Annotated in this window: 30 protein-coding genes; 23 read left to right on the top strand and 7 right to left on the bottom strand. The window is 71.1% G+C overall.

Features of this window, described 5'->3' with window-relative positions; genetic code table 11:
• Positions 1–12: 12 nt before the first annotated feature.
• The 16 genes from RBXJA2T_RS11420 to RBXJA2T_RS11345 all read left to right on the top strand — a co-directional run bounded on the left by RBXJA2T_RS11420 (position 13) and on the right by RBXJA2T_RS11345 (position 10016).
• On the top strand, positions 13–1245 hold the full coding sequence (locus tag RBXJA2T_RS11420; protein WP_009857529.1) for a type II secretion system F family protein: 1233 nt from the start codon (positions 13–15) through the stop codon (positions 1243–1245).
• Positions 1242–2192 carry a prepilin peptidase gene (locus tag RBXJA2T_RS11415; protein WP_009857528.1) on the top strand — a complete coding sequence of 317 codons (951 nt, stop codon included), beginning with the start codon at positions 1242–1244 and terminating at the stop codon, positions 2190–2192. The genes RBXJA2T_RS11420 and RBXJA2T_RS11415 overlap by 4 nt, the downstream gene beginning before the upstream one ends.
• On the top strand, positions 2174–2800 hold the full coding sequence (gene coaE, locus RBXJA2T_RS11410) for a dephospho-CoA kinase (protein WP_009857527.1): 627 nt from the start codon (positions 2174–2176) through the stop codon (positions 2798–2800). The genes RBXJA2T_RS11415 and coaE overlap by 19 nt, the downstream gene beginning before the upstream one ends.
• Positions 2801–2824: 24 nt before the next feature.
• The gene (gene zapD / locus RBXJA2T_RS11405; RefSeq protein WP_009857526.1) at positions 2825–3580 is read left to right on the top strand and encodes a cell division protein ZapD; all 756 of its coding nucleotides are present in this window, start codon (positions 2825–2827) and stop codon (positions 3578–3580) included.
• 22 nt (positions 3581–3602) lie between these two features.
• Positions 3603–3803: a DNA gyrase inhibitor YacG gene (locus RBXJA2T_RS11400; RefSeq protein ID WP_009857525.1), complete on the top strand. Its 201-nt coding sequence runs from the start codon at positions 3603–3605 to the stop codon at positions 3801–3803.
• A 140-nt stretch (positions 3804–3943) separates the two neighbouring features.
• Positions 3944–5518, top strand: a complete 1575-nt coding sequence (gene nifB, locus RBXJA2T_RS11395; protein WP_009857524.1) for a nitrogenase cofactor biosynthesis protein NifB — start codon at positions 3944–3946, stop codon at positions 5516–5518.
• Between the two features lie 35 nt (positions 5519–5553).
• Positions 5554–5748 carry a 4Fe-4S binding protein gene (locus tag RBXJA2T_RS11390; protein ID WP_009857523.1) on the top strand — a complete coding sequence of 65 codons (195 nt, stop codon included), beginning with the start codon at positions 5554–5556 and terminating at the stop codon, positions 5746–5748.
• 2 nt (positions 5749–5750) lie between these two features.
• Positions 5751–6137 carry a HesB/IscA family protein gene (locus RBXJA2T_RS11385; RefSeq protein ID WP_009857522.1) on the top strand — a complete coding sequence of 129 codons (387 nt, stop codon included), beginning with the start codon at positions 5751–5753 and terminating at the stop codon, positions 6135–6137.
• Between the two features lie 54 nt (positions 6138–6191).
• A complete protein-coding gene (locus RBXJA2T_RS11380) occupies positions 6192–6527 on the top strand; it encodes a nitrogen fixation protein NifZ (RefSeq protein ID WP_009857521.1) in 336 nt (111 codons plus the stop codon).
• Positions 6528–6536: 9 nt separating this feature from the next.
• Positions 6537–6794 (top strand): nitrogen fixation protein NifZ, encoded by a 258-nt coding sequence (locus RBXJA2T_RS11375; protein WP_009857520.1) that lies wholly within the window; start codon positions 6537–6539, stop codon positions 6792–6794.
• Positions 6791–7150, top strand: a complete 360-nt coding sequence (locus tag RBXJA2T_RS11370; protein WP_009857519.1) for a DUF3024 domain-containing protein — start codon at positions 6791–6793, stop codon at positions 7148–7150. Before RBXJA2T_RS11375 ends, RBXJA2T_RS11370 begins: the two co-directional genes overlap by 4 nt.
• Positions 7147–8304, top strand: coding sequence for a cysteine desulfurase family protein (locus RBXJA2T_RS11365; protein WP_009857518.1), 1158 nt, complete (start codon positions 7147–7149; stop codon positions 8302–8304). The genes RBXJA2T_RS11370 and RBXJA2T_RS11365 overlap by 4 nt, the downstream gene beginning before the upstream one ends.
• A 28-nt stretch (positions 8305–8332) precedes the next feature.
• Entirely contained in the window at positions 8333–8545 is a 213-nt protein-coding gene (nifT, locus tag RBXJA2T_RS11360) for a putative nitrogen fixation protein NifT (protein WP_029718542.1), read from the top strand.
• Positions 8545–8802, top strand: coding sequence for a hypothetical protein (locus RBXJA2T_RS11355; protein WP_009857516.1), 258 nt, complete (start codon positions 8545–8547; stop codon positions 8800–8802). The genes nifT and RBXJA2T_RS11355 overlap by 1 nt, the downstream gene beginning before the upstream one ends.
• A gap of 14 nt (positions 8803–8816) precedes the next feature.
• Positions 8817–9656 carry an SIR2 family protein gene (locus RBXJA2T_RS11350; RefSeq protein WP_009857515.1) on the top strand — a complete coding sequence of 280 codons (840 nt, stop codon included), beginning with the start codon at positions 8817–8819 and terminating at the stop codon, positions 9654–9656.
• A 3-nt stretch (positions 9657–9659) separates the two neighbouring features.
• Complete coding sequence (locus tag RBXJA2T_RS11345; RefSeq protein WP_009857514.1) at positions 9660–10016, top strand: hypothetical protein; 357 nt, start codon at positions 9660–9662, stop codon at positions 10014–10016.
• A gap of 42 nt (positions 10017–10058) precedes the next feature.
• Here RBXJA2T_RS11345 and RBXJA2T_RS11340 read toward each other — a convergent pair whose 3' ends face one another.
• From RBXJA2T_RS11340 to RBXJA2T_RS11310, 7 genes are all read right to left on the bottom strand, one after another.
• On the bottom strand, positions 10059–11414 hold the full coding sequence (locus RBXJA2T_RS11340; protein WP_009857513.1) for a HipA domain-containing protein: 1356 nt from the start codon (positions 11412–11414) through the stop codon (positions 10059–10061).
• A 10-nt stretch (positions 11415–11424) separates the two neighbouring features.
• On the bottom strand, positions 11425–11727 hold the full coding sequence (locus RBXJA2T_RS11335) for a helix-turn-helix domain-containing protein (RefSeq protein ID WP_009857512.1): 303 nt from the start codon (positions 11725–11727) through the stop codon (positions 11425–11427).
• Between the two features lie 244 nt (positions 11728–11971).
• Complete coding sequence (locus RBXJA2T_RS11330) at positions 11972–12208, bottom strand: FmdB family zinc ribbon protein (RefSeq protein ID WP_009857511.1); 237 nt, start codon at positions 12206–12208, stop codon at positions 11972–11974.
• Between the two features lie 14 nt (positions 12209–12222).
• Positions 12223–12645 carry an ArsC/Spx/MgsR family protein gene (locus RBXJA2T_RS11325; RefSeq protein ID WP_009857510.1) on the bottom strand — a complete coding sequence of 141 codons (423 nt, stop codon included), beginning with the start codon at positions 12643–12645 and terminating at the stop codon, positions 12223–12225.
• Positions 12646–12660: 15 nt separating this feature from the next.
• Entirely contained in the window at positions 12661–13599 is a 939-nt protein-coding gene (gene draG, locus RBXJA2T_RS11320; protein ID WP_009857509.1) for an ADP-ribosyl-[dinitrogen reductase] hydrolase, read from the bottom strand.
• Positions 13592–14422, bottom strand: a complete 831-nt coding sequence (locus RBXJA2T_RS11315; RefSeq protein ID WP_009857508.1) for an NAD(+)--dinitrogen-reductase ADP-D-ribosyltransferase — start codon at positions 14420–14422, stop codon at positions 13592–13594. Before RBXJA2T_RS11315 ends, draG begins: the two co-directional genes overlap by 8 nt.
• Positions 14423–14433: 11 nt before the next feature.
• Positions 14434–15027, bottom strand: coding sequence for a hypothetical protein (locus RBXJA2T_RS11310; protein ID WP_009857507.1), 594 nt, complete (start codon positions 15025–15027; stop codon positions 14434–14436).
• A 445-nt stretch (positions 15028–15472) separates the two neighbouring features.
• Here RBXJA2T_RS11310 and nifH point away from each other — a divergent pair, with 445 nt between their 5' ends.
• The 7 genes from nifH to RBXJA2T_RS11275 all read left to right on the top strand — a co-directional run.
• Positions 15473–16354: a nitrogenase iron protein gene (gene nifH, locus RBXJA2T_RS11305; RefSeq protein WP_009857506.1), complete on the top strand. Its 882-nt coding sequence runs from the start codon at positions 15473–15475 to the stop codon at positions 16352–16354.
• 67 nt (positions 16355–16421) lie between these two features.
• A complete protein-coding gene (gene nifD / locus RBXJA2T_RS11300) occupies positions 16422–17888 on the top strand; it encodes a nitrogenase molybdenum-iron protein alpha chain (protein ID WP_009857505.1) in 1467 nt (488 codons plus the stop codon).
• Between the two features lie 27 nt (positions 17889–17915).
• Entirely contained in the window at positions 17916–19475 is a 1560-nt protein-coding gene (gene nifK, locus RBXJA2T_RS11295; RefSeq protein WP_009857504.1) for a nitrogenase molybdenum-iron protein subunit beta, read from the top strand.
• 55 nt (positions 19476–19530) lie between these two features.
• Entirely contained in the window at positions 19531–19872 is a 342-nt protein-coding gene (locus RBXJA2T_RS11290; RefSeq protein WP_009857503.1) for a hypothetical protein, read from the top strand.
• Positions 19869–20351 (top strand): hypothetical protein, encoded by a 483-nt coding sequence (locus tag RBXJA2T_RS11285; protein WP_009857502.1) that lies wholly within the window; start codon positions 19869–19871, stop codon positions 20349–20351. The genes RBXJA2T_RS11290 and RBXJA2T_RS11285 overlap by 4 nt, the downstream gene beginning before the upstream one ends.
• A 135-nt stretch (positions 20352–20486) precedes the next feature.
• Positions 20487–21443, top strand: a complete 957-nt coding sequence (locus RBXJA2T_RS11280) for a substrate-binding domain-containing protein (protein ID WP_009857501.1) — start codon at positions 20487–20489, stop codon at positions 21441–21443.
• Positions 21440–23465, top strand: a 2026-nt coding sequence (locus RBXJA2T_RS11275) for a hybrid sensor histidine kinase/response regulator (RefSeq protein ID WP_138938851.1), incomplete at its 3' end; no start/stop codon positions are given. The genes RBXJA2T_RS11280 and RBXJA2T_RS11275, both read left to right, overlap by 4 nt.

The following is a 23465-nucleotide window of genomic DNA, read 5'->3' as shown; positions in this document are numbered from 1 at the left end:
CTCCCGACACCCATGGCCACAGCAGCATCCGCAGCGCGCGCCAAGAGCGCCGCCAAGGAACAGATCTTCGAGTGGGAGGGCAAGGACAAGAACGGCAAGCTGGTGCGCGGCGAGATCCGCGCCGGCGGCGAGGCCGTCGTCAACGCCAGCCTGCGCCGTCAGGGCATCCTGGTCACCAAGGTCAAGAAGCGCCGCACCAGCGGCGGCCGCTCGATCAAGCAGAAGGACATCGCGATCTTCACGCGCCAGCTGGCGACGATGATGAAGGCCGGCGTGCCGCTCTTGCAGGCCTTCGACATCGTCGCGCGCGGGGCGTCCAACCCGCGCATGACCAAGCTGCTCAACGACATCCGCTCCGACGTCGAGACCGGCACCAGCCTGTCGGCCGCGTTCCGCAAGCACCCGCAGCACTTCGACTCGCTGTACTGCAACCTGATCGAAGCCGGCGAGGCCGGCGGCATCCTGGAGGCCCTGCTCGAACGCCTGGCCATCTACCAGGAGAAGACGATGGCGCTGAAGCAGAAGATCAAGTCGGCGCTGATGTACCCGATCGCCGTGATGGTCGTCGCCTTCGTCGTGCTGACGGTCATCATGATCTGGGTGATCCCGGCGTTCAAGGAGGTCTTCCGCTCCTTCGGCGCCGACCTGCCGGCGCCGACGCTGTTCGTCATCGCGCTGTCCGAGTTCTTCGTGAACTGGTGGTACGTGATCTTCGGCACCCTGTTCGGCGGCGCCTACTTCTTCTTCCAGTCCTGGAAGCGCTCCGAGAAGATGCAGATGGTCATGGACCGGCTGCTGCTGCGCATTCCGGTGTTCGGCTCGCTGATCGAGAAGTCGGTCATCGCGCGCTGGACACGCACGCTGTCGACGATGTTCGCCGCCGGCGTGCCGCTGGTCGAGGCCCTCGACTCCGTCGGCGGCGCCTCCGGCAACGCCGTCTACGCCCAGGCCACCGAGCAGATCCAGAAGGACGTCTCCACCGGCTCGGCGCTGACGACCTCGATGACCGCGACCTCGGTCTTCCCGACGATGGTGCTGCAGATGTCGGCCATCGGCGAGGAGTCCGGCTCGCTCGACCACATGCTGGGCAAGGCCGCCGAGTTCTACGAGGAAGAGGTCGACGACATGGTCAAGGGCCTGTCCAGCCTGATGGAGCCCTTCATCATCGTCATCCTGGGCGTGCTGATCGGCGGCATCGTGGTCTCGATGTACCTGCCGATCTTCAAGCTGGGCGCCGTCGTTTGATCCCCGCCGACTGGAGCGCGGCGCTGCCGCTGGACCTGCTGTTGAGCCCCTGGCTGCTGGCCCTGTTCGGGCTGGCCGTCGGCAGCTTCCTCAACGTCGTCATCCACCGCGTGCCGCTGATGCTGGAGCGCCAGTGGTGGGCCGACGTCGCCGGCCAGCTGACCGACCGCGACTCGTTCCGCCGCGTCTTCGGCGCCGACGCGCCGGCCGGGCTGGCGCAGGCCGGGCTGGGGCTGGACAAGAAACTGGAGGCACTGGCGCCGCTGGGCATCGTCCGGCCCCGCTCGCGCTGCCCGTCCTGCGGCCATGCGATCCGCTGGTACGAGAACGTGCCGCTGGTGAGCTGGCTGGCCTTGCGCGGCCGCTGCTCGGCCTGCAAGACGCGCATCCCGGTGCGTTACCCGCTGGTCGAGCTGGCGACCGCGGCGCTGTTCGGCCTCGTCGCCTGGCGCCTGGGCGCGCAGCCGGCGGTGCTGCTGTGGTGCGGCGCCGTCGCCGTGCTGCTGGCGCTGGCGCTGATCGACTGGGACACGACGGTGCTGCCCGACGGGATGACGCTGCCGCTGCTGTGGGCCGGCCTCGTCGCCGCCGCGCTGGGCTGGCTGCCGGGGCAGACGCTGGCCGACGCGATCGCCGGCGCGGCGGTCGGCTACCTGTCGCTGTGGTCGGTCTACTGGCTGTTCAAGCTCGCCACCGGCAAGGAAGGCATGGGCTACGGCGACTTCAAGCTGCTCGCTGCGCTCGGCGCCTGGCTGGGCTGGCAGGCCATCGTGCCGATCGTGCTGATGGCCTCGGTCATCGGCGCCGTCGTCGGCCTCGGCATGAAGGCCACCGGTTCGCTGCGCGAAGGCCGCTTCGTGCCCTTCGGGCCCTTCCTGGCCGGCGGCGGCCTCGTCGTGCTGCTGGCCGGCCGCGAGACCGTGCTCTCGTGGATCGGCTGGGCCTGACGCCCCGGCCGCGCCGCTTTGGCCTGACCGGCGGCATCGGCAGCGGCAAGAGCACCGTCGCCGCGCTGCTGGCCGAACTCGGCGCCGTCGTCGTCGACACCGACGCGATCGCGCGTGAACTCACCGCGCCCGGCGGCGCCGCGCTGCCGGCGCTGGCCGCGGCCTTCGGGCCGGAGATCGTCGGCGCCGACGGCGCGATGGACCGCGAGCGCATGCGCGCGCTGGCCTTCGCCGACCCCGGCGCGAAACGCCGGCTCGAAGCCGTGCTGCACCCGATGATCGGCGCCGAGGCGCTGGCGCGCGCCGCCGCGGCCGGCGACGCGCCGGTGGTGTTCGACGTGCCGCTGCTCGCCGAGTCGGCGCACTGGCGCGCACGCTGCCAGCGCATCCTCGTCGTCGACTGCCGCGAAGCCACCCAGGTCGAGCGCGTGACACGGCGCTCGGGCTGGAGCGAGGACGCCGTGCGCCGCGTCATCGCCCAGCAGGCGAGCCGCGCCACGCGCCGGCGCATCGCCGACGCGGTGATCTTCAATGACGGGATCACCCCCGGGGAACTGGCCGCCGAGGTCCGGGCGCTGTGGGCGCTGTGGAACAATGGTCCTCACTGAGCATTCCCCCGAAGAGCGCCGACTTTGGTCCTGTACGAGTACCCGTTCAACGAGGGCATCCGCACGATGCTGCGGCTCGAGCACCTGTTCGACCGGCTCGGGCAGCTCGTCGCGCGCGACGCGCCGGTGGACCACCACTTCGCGCTGGCGACGATCTTCGAGATCATGGACGTCGCCTCGCGCGCCGATCTGAAGAGCGACCTGCTGAAGGAGCTGGAGCGCCACCGCGCCCAGCTGCAGTCCTACCGCGGCAACCCGCACATCTCCGAGGCCGCGCTCGACCAGATCGTCGGCCGCATCGACACCGCCTTCAGCGGCCTCAACCAGCTCCAGGGCAAGGCCGGCCAGGCGCTGCAGGGCAACGACTGGCTGATGGGCATCCGCAGCCGCATCGGCATCCCCGGCGGCACCTGCGAGTTCGACCTGCCCTCGTACTACGCCTGGCAGCAGCTCGACCCGGCCAGGCGCCGCGCCGACCTGATGGGCTGGATCGCGACCCTGTCGCCGCTGGCCGAGGCGCTGCAGGTGCTGCTGGGGCTGCTGCGCGACAGCGGCGTGGCCCAGCGGGTCGTCGCCGCCGGCGGCCAGTACCAGCAGAGCCTGCCGGCCGGGCGCACCTACCAGCTGATGCGCGTGCGCCTGGACGCCGCCGACGGCCTGGTGCCCGAGATGACCGGCCACCGGCTGATGGTCGGCGTGCGCCTGATGCGCCCCGACGCCGACGGCCGGCTGCGCCTGGCCGCCGAAGACCGCGACTTCGAGCTGACGCTCTGCGCCTGACCTGTCTCCCCTTCGTTTCCCCGTGACCGCTGCCCGCCTCGTCCCCTGCCCGGCCTGCAAGACGCCGACGCCGTATTCGCCGCAGAACCGCTGGCGCCCGTTCTGCAGCGAACGCTGCCGCAGCCTGGACCTGGGGGCCTGGGCCAGCGAGAGCTACCGCGTCGCCGCCGAGGCGCCGCCCGACGCCGGCGAAGACACGCCGAGCCCGCCAACACGCCAATAACGCCCCGGCCGCTGTCGGCTTTGTCGCGAAGAGCACAGCCGGCCGACGCCCGACACCTTCCGCAAGTCCTTGATCCATAAGGGATCGAGGCATGGCACGGCTCTCGCAGTGCGCGCTCGTCCTCAACCGACGGGCCCGCCATGAGCCACACTGCCTTCATCTCGATCGGTGACCTGCGCCGCAGCCGGCCCGCCCTCGGCGACGCCGCGCCCGCCAGTGCTGGCGGCTGCAGCAGCAGCGGCGGTGCCGGCAAGTCCGGCTGCGGCTCCTCGGCCGGCCCCGAGGACATGCCGGCGGAGATCTGGGAGAAGGTCAAGAACCATCCCTGCTACTCCGAGGAAGCGCACCACCACTTCGCGCGCATGCACGTCGCGGTCGCCCCGGCCTGCAACATCCAGTGCCACTACTGCAACCGCAAGTACGACTGCAGCAACGAGAGCCGCCCCGGCGTCGTCAGCCAGAAGCTGACGCCCGAGCAGGCGGTGAAGAAGGTGCTGGCGGTGGCCAGCGCGATCCCGCAGATGACGGTGCTGGGCATCGCCGGCCCCGGCGACTCGCTGGCCAATCCGCAGAAGACCTTCGAGACCATGCGCCTGCTGCAGCAGCACGCGCCGGACATCAAGCTCTGCCTGTCGACCAACGGCCTGGCGCTGCCCGACTGGGTCGACGAGATCGTCCAGTACAACGTCGACCACGTCACGATCACGATCAACATGGTCGACCCGGCCGTGGGCGAGAAGATCTATCCCTGGATCTTCCATGACCACCGCCGCGTCACCGGCCTGGAAGCGGCGCGCATCCTGCACGAGCGGCAGATGCTGGGCCTGGAGATGCTCACCGCACGCGGCGTGCTGGTGAAGGTGAACTCGGTGCTGATCCCGGGCGTCAACGACGAGCACCTGATCGAGGTGAACAAGGCCGTCAAGGCACGCGGCGCCTTCCTGCACAACATCATGCCGCTGATCTCGGAGGCCGAGCACGGCACCTTCTACGGCCTCAACGGCCAGCGCGGCCCGACGGCGCAGGAGCTGAAGGCCGTGCAGGACGCCTGCGCCGGCGGCGCCAACCTGATGCGCCACTGCCGCCAGTGCCGCGCCGACGCCGTCGGCATGCTCGGCGAAGACCGCAGCGACGAGTTCACGCTCGAGAAGATCGAGGACCTGGCCGTCGTCTACGACCTGGACAAGCGCCGCGCCTACCAGCAGCAGGTCGAGCTGCAGCGCCAGGCCCAGCACCAGGCCAAGGTCGACGCGCTGGCCGCGGCTTTCGACACGCGCCTCGCCGACGACGGGCTGAAGGTGCTGGTCGCCGTGGCCAGCGAGAGCCAGGGCCGGGTCAACCAGCACTTCGGCCACGCCACCGAGTTCCAGATCTACGAGGTCGGCGCCGGCGCCGCGAGCTTCGTCGGCCACCGCCGCGTCGACCTGTACTGCCAGGGCGGCTACGGCGAGGACGAGCAGCTGCCGTCCATAGTCCAGGCGCTGGCCGACTGCCACGCGGTGCTGGTCGCCAAGATCGGCGCCTGCCCGCGCGACGAGCTGCAACGCGCCGGCATCGAGCCGGTGGACCGCTACGCCCACGAGTTCATCGAGAAGGCCGCGCTGGCCTGGTTCGCCGACTACCGCGAACGCATCGCCAGCGGCGCCGTCGTCCACCAGCCGCGCGGCGATGCGCGCCTGCGCCTGGGGGCCTTCACCGGCACCGCGGCGGCCTGATCCCGTCCCCTTCCCTGCCCCACGAGGAGAACCCCATGGCCCTGAAGATCATCGCCTCCATGTGCTCCGGCTGCTCGGCCTGCGAAGCCGAATGCCCGAACAACGCCATCCGCGAAAAGGGCGGCAGCTTCATCATCGATCCGGCCAAGTGCACCGAGTGCGAAGGCCACTTCGACGCCCCGCAGTGCATCGCCGTCTGCCCCGTCGACAACTGCATCAAGAAGGTCTGACGATGGGCGCGGCGAACGTCGTCGTCACCCCCGCCGCCGAGAAGTTCATGCGGCGATTGCTGCGCTTGTCGGAGCACCCGGCCGGCGGGTTCCGGCTGACGGTGACGCCGGGCGGCTGCTCGGGGCTGTCGAGCAGTTTCAGCCTCGACGCCGCGCCGCAGGATGGCGACGCCGTGCTCGACGTCAACGGCCTGCGTGTCTTCCTGCCCGCGGCCAGCGCCGCGCTGCTGGACGGCGTGACGGTCGACTTCGCCGACACGCCGACCTCCAGCGGCCTGCGTTTCCACGACCCGAGGCAGGCCGCCTGCGGCTGCTCCAGCGCCGGTGCGGCGCCGCCGGCGCAGGCCAGCGTGTCGCTGGACTCGCTGCGCCGCATCAGCCGCGTCTAGGGAGACGGGCGATGACGGCCGAACCCCTCGAGACCGTGCCGCCGAGACCCCGCCATGGCTGACATCGTGCGCGACGACGACGAGGTCGAACTCGCGGGCCCGCCGCGTTTCGAGATCGGCGAACGCGTCGCCGCCCGCATCAAGGTGCGCAACGACGGCACTTTCGGCGGCCGCGACATCGGCGACGTGCTGGTCGAACGCGGCGACGTCGGCTACGTGCGCTCGATCGGCAGCTTCCTGCAGCAGTACTACATCTACACCGTCGAGTTCGTCGCCAGCGGCCGCCAGGTCGGCATGCGCGCCAAGGAGCTGTGCACGCTCGACCATCTGCCGCCCGAGGTGCTGGCCCGGCTGGGCGAGCGCGCCGGCCAACTCGACGACCTGCGCTGAGGACCCACGATGCTCGACCCCCGCCTGCCGCGCTACCCCTGGGGCCTGGAAGTCCGGGCCGCCGTCGACCTCTACAACGACGGCTCGGTGCCCGACGCCGAAGAAGACCAGTTGCTGATCGTGCGTGGCGGCCCGGGCGAGATCGTCCAGGTCGGCCACCACGCCGAGGCCAACGTGCCGCTGTACATGGTCGACTTCGGCCTGTGCGTGCTCGGCTGCCTCGAGGAGGAGATCGTGCCGGCCACAGAAGCCGGGGCCGGCGGATGAACGCCGCCGTGCGCCGCCCGCCCGTCGACCGTGGCCCGCGGGCCGCCGTCGTCGCGCTGGACGCGGCGCGCATCGAGCGTGCGCTGGCCGCACGCAGCCGCTACCGCTACGTGCGCCCGCGCCTGGCGGCCGAAGGCGCGGGCTGGAAGATCCTCAGCGCCAACTGCTCGCGCAATGTCGACCCCGACGGCGGCGAGATCGCCATCGCCTGGTTCGAGCCCGACGCCAGCGGCCGCTGGCGGCTGCACGCGCGCGACCACGTCGAGAGCCGCTGGACGCTGGTCGGCGAGGGCCTGACGCTGGACGCCGCGCTGGCCCAGGTCTGCCACGACGAGACGCGGATCTTCTGGCCGTGAGCGTCTACCTCGACCACAACGCGACCACCGCGCCGGCGCCCGAAGCGGTGGCGGCGATGCTGCACGCGCTCGAAGTCGCCTGGGCCAACCCCTCGTCGACGCACGAGCCCGGCCAGCAGGCGCGGCGGCTGCTGGCCGACGCCCGCGCCCGCGTCGCCGCGTTCCTGGGCTGCCAGCCGGCGGAGCTGGTCTTCACCAGCGGCGCCACCGAAGCCAACCACAGCGCCGTGCACGCCGCGCTGGCGGCGACCCGCGGCACCGGGCGCCAGCGCCTCGTGCTGAGCAGCGTCGAACACCCGGGCCTGATGGCGCTGGCCGCGCGGCTGGAGGCCGAAGGCGTGCCGGTGACGCGCCTGCCGGTCGACGCCGACGGCCGCGTCGACCTGGACGCGGCGCGCGAGGCGATCGCCGCCGACGCCGCGCTGGTCAGCGTGATGGGCGCCAACAACGAGACCGGCGTGCGCATGCCGGTGGCCGAACTCGCCGAGCTGGCGCACGCCGCCGGCTCCCGGCTGCACGTCGACGCGACGCAGCTCGCCGGCAAGGCGGCGCTGGACTTCGCCGCGCTGGGCGCCGACCTGCTGAGCGTCTCGGCGCACAAGCTGCACGGGCCCAAGGGCGTCGGCGCACTCGTCGTGCGCAAAGGCTTCGCGCTGGCGCCGCTGCTGCCCGGGCGCCAGGAGCGCCACCGCCGCGGCGGCACCGAGAACCTGCCCGGCATCGCCGGCTTCGCCGCCGCCTGCGACCGCGCCGCGGCAACGCTGGCCGACGACCTGCCGCGCATCGCCGAGCTGCGCGACCGGCTGGAAGCCGGCTGCGCCACCCTGCCCGGCGTGCAGGTCTACGGCCGCCGCGCCGTGCGCGTGGTCAACACCTGCTGCCTGCGTTTCGGCACGCTGGACGCCGAAATCGTGCTCGGCCGGCTGGAGCGCGCCGGCGTCGTCGCCTCGTCGGGCGCGGCCTGCGCCGCCGGCGGCACGCAGCCTTCGCACGTGCTGCTGGCGATGGGTGAACCGGCACTGCATGCGCGCGCCGCGCTGCGTTTTTCGCTCGGCCGCGACAGCACCGAAGCCGACGTGCAGCAGGCACTGGACGCCGTGCACGCCGCCATCGCCCCCTTGCTGCAGGACGCCGCCGTGGCGGCCTGCCCCTGAATCCACGATTCCACGACTGGAGCCGACGATGAAAGTGATGATGCGCCGCAATTCCGCCGGGGTGCTCTCGGCCTACGTGCCGAAGAAGGACCTGGAGGAGCCCGTGGTCGCGCAGGAGAAGCCGGGCCTGTGGGGCGGCACCGTGACGCTGGCCAACGGCTGGGTGCTGTCGCTGCCCGAGATGGCCGAGACGACGACGCTGCCGATCACCGTCGAAGCCAAGAAGCTGGCGGAGGACTGATGGACGCCGCCACGCTCGCCGACGCGCTGGCGCTGGCCGAGGCGGCGCCCGACCTGCGGGCCGCCGCCACGCGGCTGCGCGAGCGCCTGGCGCCGCTGCGTGTCGTCGTCGTCGACGCCGTCGACCTGCGCGACGAGACGCCGGCCGCCGCCGGCGAACGCTGCGCGCTGTTTCTCGGCGCTTCCGACGGCCACTGCTGGCAGGTCACCGCCGACCCGGCGCAGGCCGCCGCCGTCTTCGTCGCCGCACGGCGCTGAACCGGAGAACCGCGATGAGTCACACGACGATCGACACGCTGCCCGAGGCCGTCGCCGCCGGCCTGGCCGCCGGCACGCTGTGCCCCTATCTCGGCCCCGGGCTGCTGGCGCTGTGCGACGGCCCGCGGCCGCCGGCCGACGCGCTGGCGCTGGCGGCGCTGCTCACCGCGCGCGTCTCGGTGCCGGCCAAGATCCGCAACCGGCTCACCGCCGCGGCGCAGTTCATCGAGAACTTCAAGCACCGCAAGACGCTGGTCAACACGATGGACCAGGCCTTCGCCGCGCCGGCCGCGCCGTCGGCGCTGCACCGCTGGCTGGCGGCGCTGCCGGCGCCGCTGATCGTCGACTGCTGGTACGACGACACGCTGCGCCGCGCGCTCTCCGCCCGCGACGACTGGGCCGAGGTGCAGGGCCTGTCGCAGAGCGAACACTTCGGCACCTGGACCGGCTGGTACGGCGCCGACGGCCACGCCACCGACGCGCCGCAGGAAGCGCGCACCGTGTTCTACAAACCCTGGGGCGGACGCTCGCCGGCGTCGAACTACCTGATCTCGGACTCCGACTTCGTCGAGGTGCTGACCGAGATCGACATCCAGACGCCGATCCCGGCCGTCGTGCAGCAGCGCCGCGCGGCGCTGGGTTTCGTCTTCCTCGGCTGCCGCTTCGACGACCAGCTGCCGCGCGCCTTCGCGCGCCAGGTGATGAAGCGCAGCGCCGGGCCGCACTACGCCGTGCTGCCCGAGACGCCGACGCGCATGGAGCAGCGTTTCCTGGACGAGCAGGGCATCGTGCGCATCGCGCTGCCGCTGGCCGAGGTGGCCGAGGCGCTGACCGGCCTGCCGCAGCCGGCCTGAGCCGTGTACCACCAGGCGCTGTACGCCATCGTGATGGACGCCGGCGCCGCGGTCGGCGACCTGACGCGGGCGATGCAGGGCGAAGACGAGCTCTTCGCCAGCCCGCGCACGCTGGCCGCCGTCGAGGCGCAACTGCTGACGATGGCGCACACGCTGGGCAACCTGACGCCGGTGCTGCGCGACAAGCTGGCGCTGGCCGACTGGGCCGGCTGGCAGGCGCTGCACGCAGCGCTGCGCGAAGGCCGCGAGCCGCGCCGCGAAGCCGTCTGGTACGCCGTCAGCGCGCTGGTGCCGCAGACGATGGGGCTGCTGGCGGAGCTGCGGCGGCGCGAGCCGGTGTGGTTCGAGGCCGGGTATTGAGGCGGAGCTTTTCGTCAGCTGCGAGGCGCCTCCTTGCGGCGCTCAGAGGTACTCGTCCTTCAAGACCGCGGCGTCCGCCACCAGCTGCGTGAGCCGCCGGGCCTGTTCCACCACGAAGCCGGCGATGCGCTGGACGAAGGCACGCTCGGCCTCGCCTTCGTAGGCGGCGTCTTCAGCCTGGGCGGCCGCCGCGGCTTCGGCCAGCCTGGCCAGCCGCTGGCCTTCCCGGCGCATCAGCTTGCGGTCGATGCCGCAGCGTGTGGCGAAGTCCGCCAACGCGAAGGGCGACAGCTCGGCGTGACTGAAGACATCGCCGTAGGCCATGGCCAGCTCGGTGTCGAGCCCGTCGTACTGCAGCACGCTCACCAGGTCGTACCAGGGCGTCGGTTCCAGCAGGCCGCCCGGGCGCACGAAGAACGAGAAGTTCTTGCCGTGGGCGTCGCTGTTGCCGATCAGGAACTGGAACAGCGCCCAACGCAGCATCGCCAGCCGGGCGGCCGCCTTGTTGGCCGTGAGCTCGGCGCAGCCGAACAGGCGCTCGAAGCTGACGCCGTCGCGGATGTGGCGCACCGCCTCGGCACTGCCCAGGTTGCGCTCGTACTTGTAGGCGACCGGCAGGTCGCAGGCCTGGCAGGCGTCGATGATGTGCCGGCGCCGGACCCGGGGCTGGCCGCCGGCGTTGTCGAGCTCGCGGTCGAAGCGCCGCACCACCAGCACCGGCCGGGGCGTGCGCAGCAGCCCGACCTCGGCCGCCGGCAGGCCCATGCGTCGGGCCAGCGACATGCAGAAGTGTTCATTGACCGCCAGGTGCGGCGTCTTCGGGTTGCCGGTGTCGGGCTTGAGGATGTGCGTCGAGGCCAGGCGCTGCCCATCCACCAGGAAGAGCCGTCCGCCGTCGTCGAGCGGCCGGTCGAGATAGACCAGCAGCTTGTCCTGCAGGCCGGCCACCGACATGCGGACCTTGCCGTCCCACACCGTCAGCGGCACGTGCTCGCGCTCGGCGATGCGCCGGTCGAGTTCCGGCCGGGAGACCTCTCGCAGCACGGCTTCACCCGCCTGCGCCGCCGCGGCGTCGCCCGTGAAGCGCAGCGCGCCCGCCGTCTCGGCGCCCAGGGCCCAGATGAGACCGAAGACGTTGGTCCTGGCCAGGCCGTTGTAGGCGACCGCCACGTCCAGCGCCCGGCCTTCGGGCAACAGGTGCTCGATGAAACGTTTGATGGACGCCGACGGGTAGTCGGCCGGTGGACGCGTCAACGGCAGTGCCGGAGACAGCGGGTAGGACCGGGCGTCGGCGACCCAAGGCTCGGCATAACTCAGGCGCCAGCGGTCGTCGCGTCCCTCGTGTTCGACAGTGGCCACCCGGGTCTCGTCCGCCCAGACGTGCAGTGCGTGGGTCATGCTGACGGCCTCACGGTTTGCTGTCGCGGGCGGGCGCGGACGGGCTGTGGCTGGCCGCCTCCCGGGCCCAGGGGTGCTCCTTGGGCAGCACCATCAGCGCCATGCCCAGACCGTCGAGCACGGCCAGCGCCTTGTCCAGGCGCACCGAGCCTTGGCCGTTCTCGAGCCGGGACATCAGGTCCACCGAGACGCCCAACAGACCGGCGGCATCGTCGATGCGCAGCGACTGCGACTTGCGGCGCTCGCGCACGACCGGGCCCAGCTCGGGAGCCGAGTTCAGCAGGGTCGGGCTGCGGCTGGAGGTGTCGGTCATTTCGGAGTTCCAGTTGGGAGGCCCGGCGAGCGGGCCTCCGTGACGGAATTTCTGCTACTCCGAAATCTTAGCGATCCTGCGGCCGCTCATCCACCACAGTTTCGGCAAATCAGAAACCGTTGGTCCGGATGGCGCACCAGGTGACATGTTTCTGTTATTCCGAAGCACGTTCCCATCGGGAGACAGCCCTCCCGCCTGTCTTCTCACCGTCCGCGAGCACAGCGGTCCCGCGTCCACCGCCTCTTCACTTCAACACCTTCGCCCTCTCCCCCGCGCTGTAGTGGCTGAAGTGCCCTTCCTTCGCCGCCGCCCGGCGCGCCAGCGCCAGCTTGCCGGCGGTCTGGCCGTGCGGCGCGATGCGCGACACCAGGCGTTCGGGTTCGCCGGCGCCGCATTGCGGGCACGACGGCACGGTGCTGCTGCGCACCAGCAGTTCAAACTCGTGGCTGCAGGCGGGGCAGCGGTATTCGTAGATCGGCATCGCGGTCTCCAGGATCAGGATTCGGGGCTGGCGCAGTGGCCACTGGGCGAGACACAGACGTCCAGCCGGCCGGGCGGTGCGTCGTGCAGGCCGACGAAGGCGTGCACCTCGGCGGTGTCGAAGCCGACCAGCGTCGCGCCGTCTTCGCGGCGCAGCAGCGGGCGGCGGATCAGCAGCGGCTCGGCCAGCAGCAGCGCCAGCGCGGCCTCGGCGTTCACCGCGTCGGGGTCGAGTTCGCCGCTCTTGATGCGCGGCGCCGAGCGGTTGAACCACGCCGCCGGCGGCAGCGGCGCCAGGAAGGCGAGCAGCGTCTCGCGTGTCCAGGGCTCGGCCAGCAGGTTGCGCCGCTCCAGCGTGTGGCCGGCGGCTTCCAGCGCGGCGCGCTGGCGGGCGTTGCCGCCGCAGCCGGGTTTCTCGTAGAAGGTGATGTGGGCCATCGTTCGGTCCTCGTGTCAGCGCGGCGGGTCCAGCGCCAGCGCCGTGAGCGCGCTGGCCTGTTCGACGACCGCGTGGCGGATGTCGGGTTTCAGACGTGTCAGCCACTCGCGCGGCAAGCGGCTGGCGCCGCAGCGTGCGCCGGCCAGCATGCCGACCAGCGCGCCGTTGGTGTCGGCGTCCTCGCCCTGGTTGACGCAGTCGACCAGCGCGTCCTCGAAGCCTTCACGCGTGCTGAAGTAGTGCAGCACGGTCTGCATCGTGTCGACGACGTAGGCGCTGGCGCGGCCGCGGTAGGGCGTGAAGCGGAACTTGGGGTGCGCATCGACGATCGCGGCGATGCGTTCGGCGCTCTGCGCCGGGCGGTCGCCGAGCAGCAGGCCCTGCAGCAGCCGGCCGAGTGCCAGCGTCGCGGCGTCGGACAGCGCGTGGTGGTGGGTGACCCGCGCCTGGGCCAGCGAGACACGCTCGAACAAGGCGTCGTCGCCCAGCGTCGCCAGCGCCACCGGAAGGTTGCGCATCGCCGCGCCGTTGCCGCCGTCGCCTTCGTTGTACGGGCCTTCGAGCGAACCGTCGGCCAGATAACGCTGGATGCCGCGGCGGCAGGTGTTGCCGCAGTCCACCGGCCTGGAGCGCAGCCAGCCGACGAAGGCCTCGGCGACCAGCCGCGTGTCCCAGGGCCGGCCTTCGGCGGCCCCGCGCAGCAGCGCCGCGCCCAGCGCCAGGCTCATCGTCGTGTCGTCGGTGACTTCGCCGGGTTTCAGCTTGAGCCAACCGCCGCCGACGATGCGCCGGTGCACGCCCCAGCGGTGCACGATCTCGCGCGGCGTCATGAACTCGACCGTCGCGCCCAGCGCGTCGCCCAGCGCCAGCCCGAGGTAGGCGCCGAGCGCACGGTCGGCCACCGCGGCAAGGCCGCCGGCCGCGGCGATGCGCCCGGCCAGGTCCTCACTCATAACTCACCTTCAGCTCGTAGAGGCCGCCGATGGCCAGCACCTCGCCTTCGGCCTGCAGCGAGCGTGTGCTCAGCACGCCGGGTGCCAGCAGCAGCTTGCACAAGGGCACCCGCGCCTCGAACACCCAGTCGCCGAAGCAGCCGGCCTGCTCGCGCGAACGTGTGAACGAGACGATGTTGTTCAGCCGCACGGTGCAGCGGCGCTCGCGCAGCGAGCCGGCGACGATCTGCTCCTCGACGTTGGAACTGCCGCGCCACAGCGTGACGTGGGGGCCGGCGCCCATCAGCTCGAAGCGCGCCAGCATCCACTGGCAGTACTCGAACACCAGGTCCAGTTGCTGCCAGATGCAGTTGTTGTGGAAGCGGCTGCCGGCCTTCTCCTCGAGGTAGCGCATCCAGGCCGGCGACGGGTAGCGCGCCAGCGCCTCGCGGTGGTAGGTGGGCGCCAGCCCGAAGCGGCTCTCGACCCAGCCCTTCAGCACCGCGCCGGCCGGACTGTTGCTGTCCAGCACCCAGCCCTGCATCAGCTTCAGGTAGCTGGTGCGCCAGCGGCGGCGCTCGGCCTCGCCGGCGTCGGCCGCCGGCGTGCCGAGGCCGAAGCCCAGGCTCATGTAGTGCTGGAAGACCTCGCGCGCCTGCTCGGCGTCGGGGCAGCGGCCGAGCAGCGCGAACAGCCCCGGCTGCGTCTCGCGCGCACCCGCGATGCGCAACGGCTGCGGGTGCGCGTTGAAGGCGAGACTGGCCAGCACCGGCGCCGGGATGCCGACCAGGTTGGTCGTGTACCAGCGCTCGGGGTGCGGGTCGTGGGCGTCGGCGGCGGCCACCGAACGCAGGCTCAGACCGGGCGGTTCTCGTACGGGTTGCGCACCGGGCCCATCAGCGCCAGGCCTTCCTCGTAGCTGATCTTCGGGAAGCTGTCCTTGAAGGCCAGCGCACGTTCGGTGACGGCGTCGGTCTTGCCGGCGGTGTCCAGGCGCTTGAGCTCGGTCTTCTCGAGGTACAGCAGCTCGAGCATCTCGTTGTAGACCGTGGCCTCGTCGATCGGCAGCACGTAGAAGGTGGCGCCGCCGTACTCGACCTGGTAGCGCTTGGACAGGTCAATGTTGTCGCAGAACAGGAAGTACTTGCCCTGGGGCGACAGCGTCTCGCCCAGCACCTCGGCCAGCAGCTTCAGGTATTCGAAGGACAGCAGGAAGCCGCAGAGGAAACCGATCTGCGTCTCGCCGGCGTTGGCCGCGGCGATGACCTGCTCGCAGGCGATCTCGGGCGGGCGCGCCTCGTCGGCCAGCTTGGCCTGGAACTTCAGCGCCAGGTCACCGCGAAAGCCGAAACGGCCGGCCTTGTGCGTCGGCGCCTTCAGCACGCTGTTGAAGAGGCGGCCTTCGGCTTCGAGGCGGGCGAAAGCGGTGTCTTGGATCGAGAGGGTCATCGGGATCTCCGCAATTGGAAAGGTCGAACGGGAACCGGTGGGCACCGCCTACGGCGGCCTGGACATCGACCACAAGACAGCAACACCCGTACCACGCCATTGCAGGCCCGGTTTCGTCGTGAACCTCACGCGGCGGGCGCCATTTCGCCCCCGACGAATGCCACGCGCGTCCCGGCTTTGTCGTGTTTCGGACATTCGACACCGGAGCCACGAAGAGCCGCCCACCGAGATGTTTTTCCTTTCACGACAAGCACTTAGGCGATTTGCACGAGGTTGGCACGGCGGTTGCGATGCGCTGGCTGCGCTTCAATGCCCGCCGGCCCGAAGGCACCTCCTAGAAGAAAACCCAGCAGTCGAAGGCGGCAAGGAATTCGCGAACAGGCTTTCGCAGCCACTCGTTGATTCGTCTCGACCCCAAAGCTCACTACCTAACGGAGTTCAACCCATGAGCAAGCTTCGGCAGATCGCCTTCTACGGCAAGGGTGGCATCGGCAAGTCCACCACCTCGCAGAACACCCTCGCGGCGCTGGCCGAGATGGGCCAGAAGATCCTCATCGTCGGCTGCGACCCCAAGGCCGACTCGACCCGCCTGATCCTGCACGCCAAGGCGCAGGACACGGTGCTGTCGCTGGCCGCCGAGGCCGGCTCGGTGGAGGACCTCGAACTCGAGGACGTCCTCAAGATCGGTTTCCGCGGCATCAAGTGCGTGGAGTCCGGCGGCCCGGAACCGGGCGTCGGCTGCGCCGGCCGCGGCGTCATCACCTCGATCAACTTCCTCGAGGAGAACGGCGCCTATGACGACGTCGACTACGTCAGCTACGACGTGCTGGGCGACGTGGTCTGCGGCGGCTTCGCGATGCCGATCCGCGAGAACAAGGCGCAGGAGATCTACATCGTCATGTCCGGCGAGATGATGGCCATGTACGCGGCCAACAACATCTCCAAGGGCATCCTGAAGTACGCCAACTCGGGCGGCGTGCGCCTGGGCGGCCTGATCTGCAACGAGCGCAAGACCGACAAGGAATACGAGCTCGCCGAAGCGCTGGCCAAGCGCCTGGGCACCAAGCTCATCCACTTCGTGCCGCGCAACAACGTCGTGCAGCACGCCGAGCTGCGCCGCATGACGGTCGTCGAGTACGACCCGAACTGCGCCCAGGCCCAGGAGTACCGCACCCTGGCCAACAAGGTGCACGCCAACGCCGGCAACGGCGTCATCCCGACCCCGATCACGATGGACGAGCTCGAAGACCTGCTGATGGAGTTCGGGATCATGAGCAAGGAAGACGAGTCCATCGTCGGCAAGACCGCGGCCCAAGCAGCGGCCTGATACAGGCCCTGCGGCACCGGGCACGCCCCGGTGCCGGGCCGCCCACCCTGCCCACGGAGAACGACCCATGACCATGACCGCTGAAGAGCGCAAGGCCGCCAACAAGGCCTTGATCGACGAAGTGCTGAAGGCCTATCCGGACAAGATGGCCAAGAAGCGCGCCAAGCACCTGAACGCCTACGAAGAGGGCCGTCCCGACTGCGGGGTGAAGTCCAACATCAAGTCGCTGCCCGGCGTGATGACGATCCGCGGCTGCGCCTACGCCGGCTCCAAGGGCGTGGTGTGGGGCCCGATCAAGGACATGGTGCACATCAGCCACGGCCCGGTGGGCTGCGGCCAGTACTCCTGGGCCTCGCGCCGCAACTACTACGTCGGCATCACCGGGGTCGACAGCTTCGGCACGATGCAGTTCACGTCCGACTTCCAGGAGAAGGACATCGTCTTCGGCGGCGACAAGAAGCTCGAGAAGATCATCGACGAGATCGAGGAGCTGTTCCCGCTGAACAAGGGCATCTCGATCCAGAGCGAGTGCCCGATCGGCCTGATCGGCGACGACATCGAGGCCGTCAGCAAGAAGAAGAGCAAGGAGATGGACGGCAAGACCATCATCCCGGTGCGCTGCGAAGGCTTCCGCGGCGTCAGCCAGTCGCTGGGCCACCACATCGCCAACGACGCGATCCGCGACTGGGTCTTCGACAAGACCGACCCGGGCAAGTACGCCGAGTTCGTCTCCACGCCCTACGACGTCGCGATCATCGGCGACTACAACATCGGCGGCGACGCCTGGTCCAGCCGCATCCTGCTGGAGGAGATCGGCCTGCGCGTCATCGCCCAGTGGTCCGGCGACGGCACGATCGCCGAGCTGGAGAACACGCCCAAGGCCAAGCTCAACGTCCTGCACTGCTACCGGTCGATGAACTACATCAGCCGGCACATGGAGGAGAAGTACGGCGTGCCCTGGGTCGAATACAACTTCTTCGGCCCGACGCAGATCGAGAAGAGCCTGCGCGAGATCGCCAGCCACTTCGACGACACGATCAAGGCCAACGCCGAGCGCGTGATCGCCAAGTACCGGCCGATGGTCGACGCCGTCATCGCCAAGTACAAGCCGCGCCTGGACGGCAAGAAGGTGATGCTCTACGTCGGCGGCCTGCGTCCGCGCCACGTCATCGGGGCCTACGAGGACCTGGGCATGGAGATCTGCGGCACCGGCTACGAGTTCGCCCACAACGACGACTACCAGCGCACCACCCACTACATCAAGGACGGCACGCTGATCTACGACGACGTGACGGGCTACGAGTTCGAGAAGTTCGTCGAGCGCGTGCAGCCGGACCTGATCGGCTCGGGCATCAAGGAGAAGTACGTCTTCCAGAAGATGGGCCTGCCGTTCCGGCAGATGCACAGCTGGGACTACTCCGGCCCCTACCACGGCTACGACGGCTTCGCCATCTTCGCCCGTGACATGGACATCGCGATCAGCTCGCCGGTCTGGGGTCTCGCCAAGGGCGCGCCCTGGAAGAAAGCGGCCTGAGCCCGCCACCGCATCAAGGAGCACACCATGCCGCAAAACGCCGACAAGATCATCGACCACGAGCTGCTGTTCCGCGAGCCGGAGTACCAGAAGCTCTTCGCCGACAAGAAGGCGAACTTCGAATACAAGCACGCCGACGTCAAGATCGACGAGATCCGCAACTGGACCAAGACGCCGGAATACCGCGAGAAGAACTTCGCCCGCGAAGCGCTGACCGTCAACCCGGCCAAGGCCTGCCAGCCGCTGGGCGCCGTCTTCGTCGCCAACGGCTTCGCCAGGACGCTGCCGTTCGTGCACGGCTCGCAGGGCTGCGTCGCCTACTACCGCAGCCACTTCAGCCGCCACTTCAAGGAGCCGACGTCCTGCGTCAGCTCGTCGATGACCGAGGACGCCGCGGTCTTCGGCGGCCTGACCAACATGGTCGACGGCCTGGCCAACAGCTTCAACCTCTACAAGCCCGACATGATCGCGGTGTCGACGACCTGCATGGCGGAAGTCATCGGCGACGACCTGAACGCGTTCATCAAGACGGCCAAGGAGAAGGGCAGCATCCCGGCCGACTTCGACGTGCCGTTCGCGCACACCCCGGCCTTCGTCGGCAGCCACGTCACCGGCTACGACAACGCGCTGCTGGGCGTGCTGCAGCACTTCTGGGAAGGCAAGGCCGGCGTCACGGCGCCGCTGGAGCGCGTGCCCGACGAGAGCATCAACTTCATCGGCGGCTTCGACGGTTTCGTCGTCGGCAACCTGAAGGAGATCAAGCGCATCTTCGCGCTGTTCGGCGTCGAGGCGACGATCCTCTGCGACCCGTCCGAAGTCTGGAACACCCCGACCGACGGCGAGTTCCGCATGTTCTCCGGCGGCACGACCAAGGCCGAGGTCGAGCGTGCGCTGCACGCCAAGGCGACCATCGTCTTCCAGGAATACAGCTGCGAGAAGACCGCCAAGTACCTGCGCGAGAAGGGCCACGAGGTCGTCGTGCTGAACGCGCCGGTGGGCGTGGGCGGCACCGACGAGCTGCTGATGGCCATCAGCCGCCTGACCGGCAAGCCGGTGCCGGCCGAGCTGGAACTCGAACGCGGCCAGCTCGTCGACGCCATCGCCGACAGCCAGGCCCATCTGCACGGCAAGAAGTACGCGCTCTACGGTGATCCCGACCAGCTCATCGGCTACACGAAGTTCCTGCTCGAGCTGGGCGCCGAGCCGACCCACGTGCTGTCGACCAACGGCAACGAGGACTGGGCCGAGAAGGTGCGTGCGGTGCTCGCCGCCTCGCCCTACGGCCAGGACTGCAAGGTCTACCCGAAGCGCGACCTCTGGCACCTGCGCAGCCTGCTGTTCACCGAGCCGGTGGACTTCCTGATCGGCAACACCTACGGCAAGTACCTCGAGCGCGATGCCGGCACACCGCTGGTGCGCCTGGTGTTCCCGATCTTCGACCGCCACCACTACCACCGTTACCCCACCTGGGGCTACGAGGGCGGCATGCGGCTGCTGACGATGCTGCTCGACGAGTACTTCGAGAAGCTGGACGCCAACACCAACATCGCCGGCAAGACCGACATCTCGTTCGACATCATCCGCTGACGGCCACGGCGGGCCGGTTCGCCCCGGCCCGCCGCCCTCACGAGGAGACCCCGCGATGACCGACCCCGACCGCGACAGCCCCGTGCTCGTGCGCCTCACGCGCGACGGCCGCCGCGTCGAGGTCATCGCCGGCGCCGTCTGCCTGGACGGCCGCCCCGAGGCGCACGAGCTCGTGCCCCTCTCAGAACACCCCAACCGCAGCGCGGTGCTCGCGCTGTGCCCCGACGCCAGCCACATGGCCGGCCGGCTGGCGCTGACGCTGGCCGAGGCCTCGGTCGCGCAGGCCGCGCTGCGCCGCGCCCGGGACGGCTTCGACGGCAGCGAGGCCGCGGTGCGCGAGCGCCTGCGCCAGGCCGTCTGGCAGCGCAGCATCGTCGGCCAGGGCGTCGACGAATGATCTACGTGCTCGAGTGCCCGCCCGCCGGCACGGCACGCGCCTGGTTCGCCTACGACGCCGAGGACCTGGTCGAGCGCGTCGCAGACCGCCGCGGTCTGGCCGCCTGGGAGGTCTGGGACCGACGCAGCCCGCGCGAACTGCTCGCGATGTGCGGCGAGCAACCCGAGGCCCCCGGCGTCGCCCAACGCCTGCCGGCGCTGTGCGCGCTCGGCGCCGAACACGGCTGGGACACGCCGCTGCACCGTGCCGACGCGCTGCTCGGCCGCGGCGTGATGACCGCCGCGGCGGTCGACACGCTGGAGGCCTGCGCCGCGACGCTGGACGCCGGCGGCTCGCCGGCCGTGATCTGGCCCGACGACACGAGCGCGATCCTGGCGTTCGAGGACGACACGCTGGCGCTGTGGCAAGGCGCCGGCTGGCGCGCACGCCACGCGCTGCGCGAACAGCTCGTCGCCACCGAGGCGCTGGCCGACGCGTGACAAAGTCCTGACGCGGTAACGGCGCTTGACGCCGGCCGCGAGCCGCGCATCATCGTCCCGAACGGGACGCCTGTCGGTCCGGTGCACCCGCCCGGGTGCAGCCGACGGCCCCCGCCTGGAAGGCGAAGACAAGGCATGCGTTTGCCATGGCGGTTCCTGATCGGGCTGCTGTGGGCCGCGGGCGCCCAGGCCCAGGGGCAGGTTTACGGGCTGGCCGGCAAGAGCACCGACGACCCCAACTACGTCGCCGCCTGGCGCGGCTGTGCCGCCGAGGCCCAGACCTGGGGCGACCGCTGCATCGCGCTCGGCGTGCGCGGCCCGGCCCGCGCACGCGCCCAGGACGCGGCCATCGTTGCCGGCCTGCAGCGCGGGCTCTCGGGCCTGGCCGTCGCGGTGACCAACTCGCGTTATCTCGGCGAGTCGGCCCTCGCGCTGGCGGCCGAACGCGGCGTGCCGGTCGTCACCTTCGAGACCGACGTCGACCCGGCGCAGCGCGCGCTGCGCCGCGTGCACATCGGCGCCGACAACACCGACATCGGCCGCCAGCTCGCGGCCCTGGTCGCCGCGCGCCGCCCGGCAGGCGGCCAGCTCTGCCTGCTCGCCGGCGACTCGCACGACGCCGCCACGGCCGCCCGCGTGACGGCGCTGCGGCGCACGCTGGCGCAGGACCCGAAACTCGCCGAAGGCGCCCGCCTGTCAGGCGAACGCGGCTGGCGCGAGGTCGCGCGCTGCCCGTGGTTCAACGGCGACGACGCGCGGCGTGCGCTGCGCCAGCTCGCCACCGCGTTCCGCGACGAGGACGCCGACGCCGTCGTGGCGCTCGGCGCCTGGCCCTTCGCCGACCCGGGCGCCTACCGCGCCGCCGTGCAGCCGCTGGCCGCGCAGGACCGGCAGCGTGTCGTCGTCGCGGCCACCGGCGCGCTCACGGCCGGGCAGAAGGCCCTGCTGGCCGACGGGCTGGTGCAGGGCTACGTGTCGGTCGACTACGAGCAGATGGGCCGCTACGCCTACCGGGCGATGAAGCGGCTGGCCACCGGCCACCCGGTGGAGCCGTCGATCCGGATCGGCGCGGTGGTGCGCCACGCGCTGTGAGCCGGCCCGCCGCGATGCCGCCGGCGATGCGCCGCCTGTCGCGTGAACTGCTGCTGCGCGTAGCAGCGGCCAGCGTCGTGCTGGTGCTGCTGGCGACGCTGGCCAACGCCTGGATCAGCCATCGCGACGAACGCGGCCGCCAGCGCGAGCAGGTGCAGGCAGTGCTCGGCGCCTACGGGCCGGCGCTCGCCAAGGCGGTCTGGGAACTCGACGACGCCTCGGTCCAGGTGCAGCTGCAGGGGCTGCGCAGCTTTCCGGCGCTGCTGTCGGCCGAGGTGCGCGGGCGCGGCATCGACGAACGCTACGCCAAGCCCGGCGCGAACCCGGTGCACGCCGGCGAGACGCTGCGCCACCCGCTGCCGGCCCCGGACGGCCAGGGCACGGTCGCGGTGCTCGAGCTGCGCCTGGACGAAGACTGGCTGAACGGCCAGGTCTGGCAGGCCTCGCGCCAGTTCGCGGCCGCGGCGCTGGTCGAGATGCTGCTGCTCGCGGCGCTGGTGTACGCGCTGGTCGCGCGCAGCGTCTCGCGGCCGCTGGAGCGGCTGCACGCCCACGTGCGCGCGCTGGACCTCAGCCGGCTGGGCGAACCGGCGCCCCGGCCGCCGGGCCCGGCCAACGAGCTGCACGCACTCGCCGACGGCATCACCGGCCTGCAGCGCGCCCTGCAGCACCAGCTGGCGCTGCAGACGCGGCAGTTCGACGAAGTGCTGCGCCGCATGGCCGACGGCGCCGGCGTCGTCGACGCCGATGGCCGCATCGTCGTCTGCAACCCGGCCTGGGCGGCGATGCTCGGCGCCGCAGGGCCAGCGCAGGCGCTCGGGCTGCCGGCCACGGCCTGGCTCGCCGAACCGTCGTGGGACACGCTCGCTGCGCGGCTGGCGCAGGCGGGCACGCTGCCCGCCGAAGACCTGTCGCTGCGCCGCGCCGACGGCGGCACGCTGGCCACCGAGGCCAGCTTCGCGGTCTTCGCACGCGCCGACGCCGGCGCGCCGGCGCGCGTGCAGCTGGTGCTGCGCGACGTCAGCGCCCGGCGCGAGACCGAACGCACGCTGGTCGCCGCACGCGAGGCCGCCGAGGCGGCGACGCGCGCCAAGAGCGACTTCCTGGCCAACATGAGCCACGAGATCCGCACGCCGATGAACGCGATCCTCGGCATGACGGCGCTGGCGCTGCGCACCGAACTCGACCCGCGCCAGCGCGACTACCTCGAGAAGACCCGCGCCGCGGCGCAGTCGCTGCTGGGCATCGTCAACGTCATCCTCGACTTCTCGAAGATCGAGGCCGGCCGGCTGGAGCTCGAGCACGACGAGTTCGAGCTCGACGCGGTGCTCGACGGCGTCGCGGCCATCGTCGCGCTGCAGGCGCACGACCGCGGCCTGGGCTTCCTGCTCGACGTGTCCGAGCAGGTGCCGCGGCGGCTGGTCGGCGACGCGCTGCGGCTGTCGCAGGTGCTGGTCAACCTGTGCGGCAACGCGGTCAAGTTCAGCGAACGCGGCGAGGTGCTCGTGCGCGTCGAGGCGCTGGACGCCGCCGACCCGCACCTGCAGCGCCTGCGTTTCGTCGTGCACGACGAAGGCATCGGCCTGTCGCCGCAGGATCTGGAGCGCCTGTTCCGGCCGTTCAGCCAGGTCGACGCCTCGACGACGCGGCGCTACGGCGGCACCGGCCTGGGCCTGGCGATCAGCCGCCAGCTGGTGCAGGCGATGGGCGGGGACATCGCGGTGCGCAGCAGCCCGGGACGCGGCAGCGAGTTCGCCTTCGACGCGGTTTTCGGCCGCAGCGACCGGCCCGCCGCCGCGGCCCGGCGGGCGCCGCGTGAAGGCCTGCGCCTGCTGGCGGCCCACGCCAGTGCGCGCGCACGCACGATCCTGGCCGCCCGGGCGGCCGAGATCGGCTGCAGCGCAGCCGCGGCGAGCTCGGGCGACGAAGCCGCCGCCGCCCTGGCCGCCGGCGCCGTCGACCTGGTGCTGCTCGACGCGGCGCTGATCGCGGCGGACGCCGGCCTGCCCGCAAGGCTGCGGG

Source organism: Rubrivivax benzoatilyticus JA2 = ATCC BAA-35 (assembly GCF_000190375.1).
Lineage (GTDB): Bacteria > Pseudomonadota > Gammaproteobacteria > Burkholderiales > Burkholderiaceae_C > Rubrivivax > Rubrivivax benzoatilyticus.
Note: the sequence above shows the minus strand (reverse complement) of the source record. Positions and strands in the feature narration are given on the sequence as shown.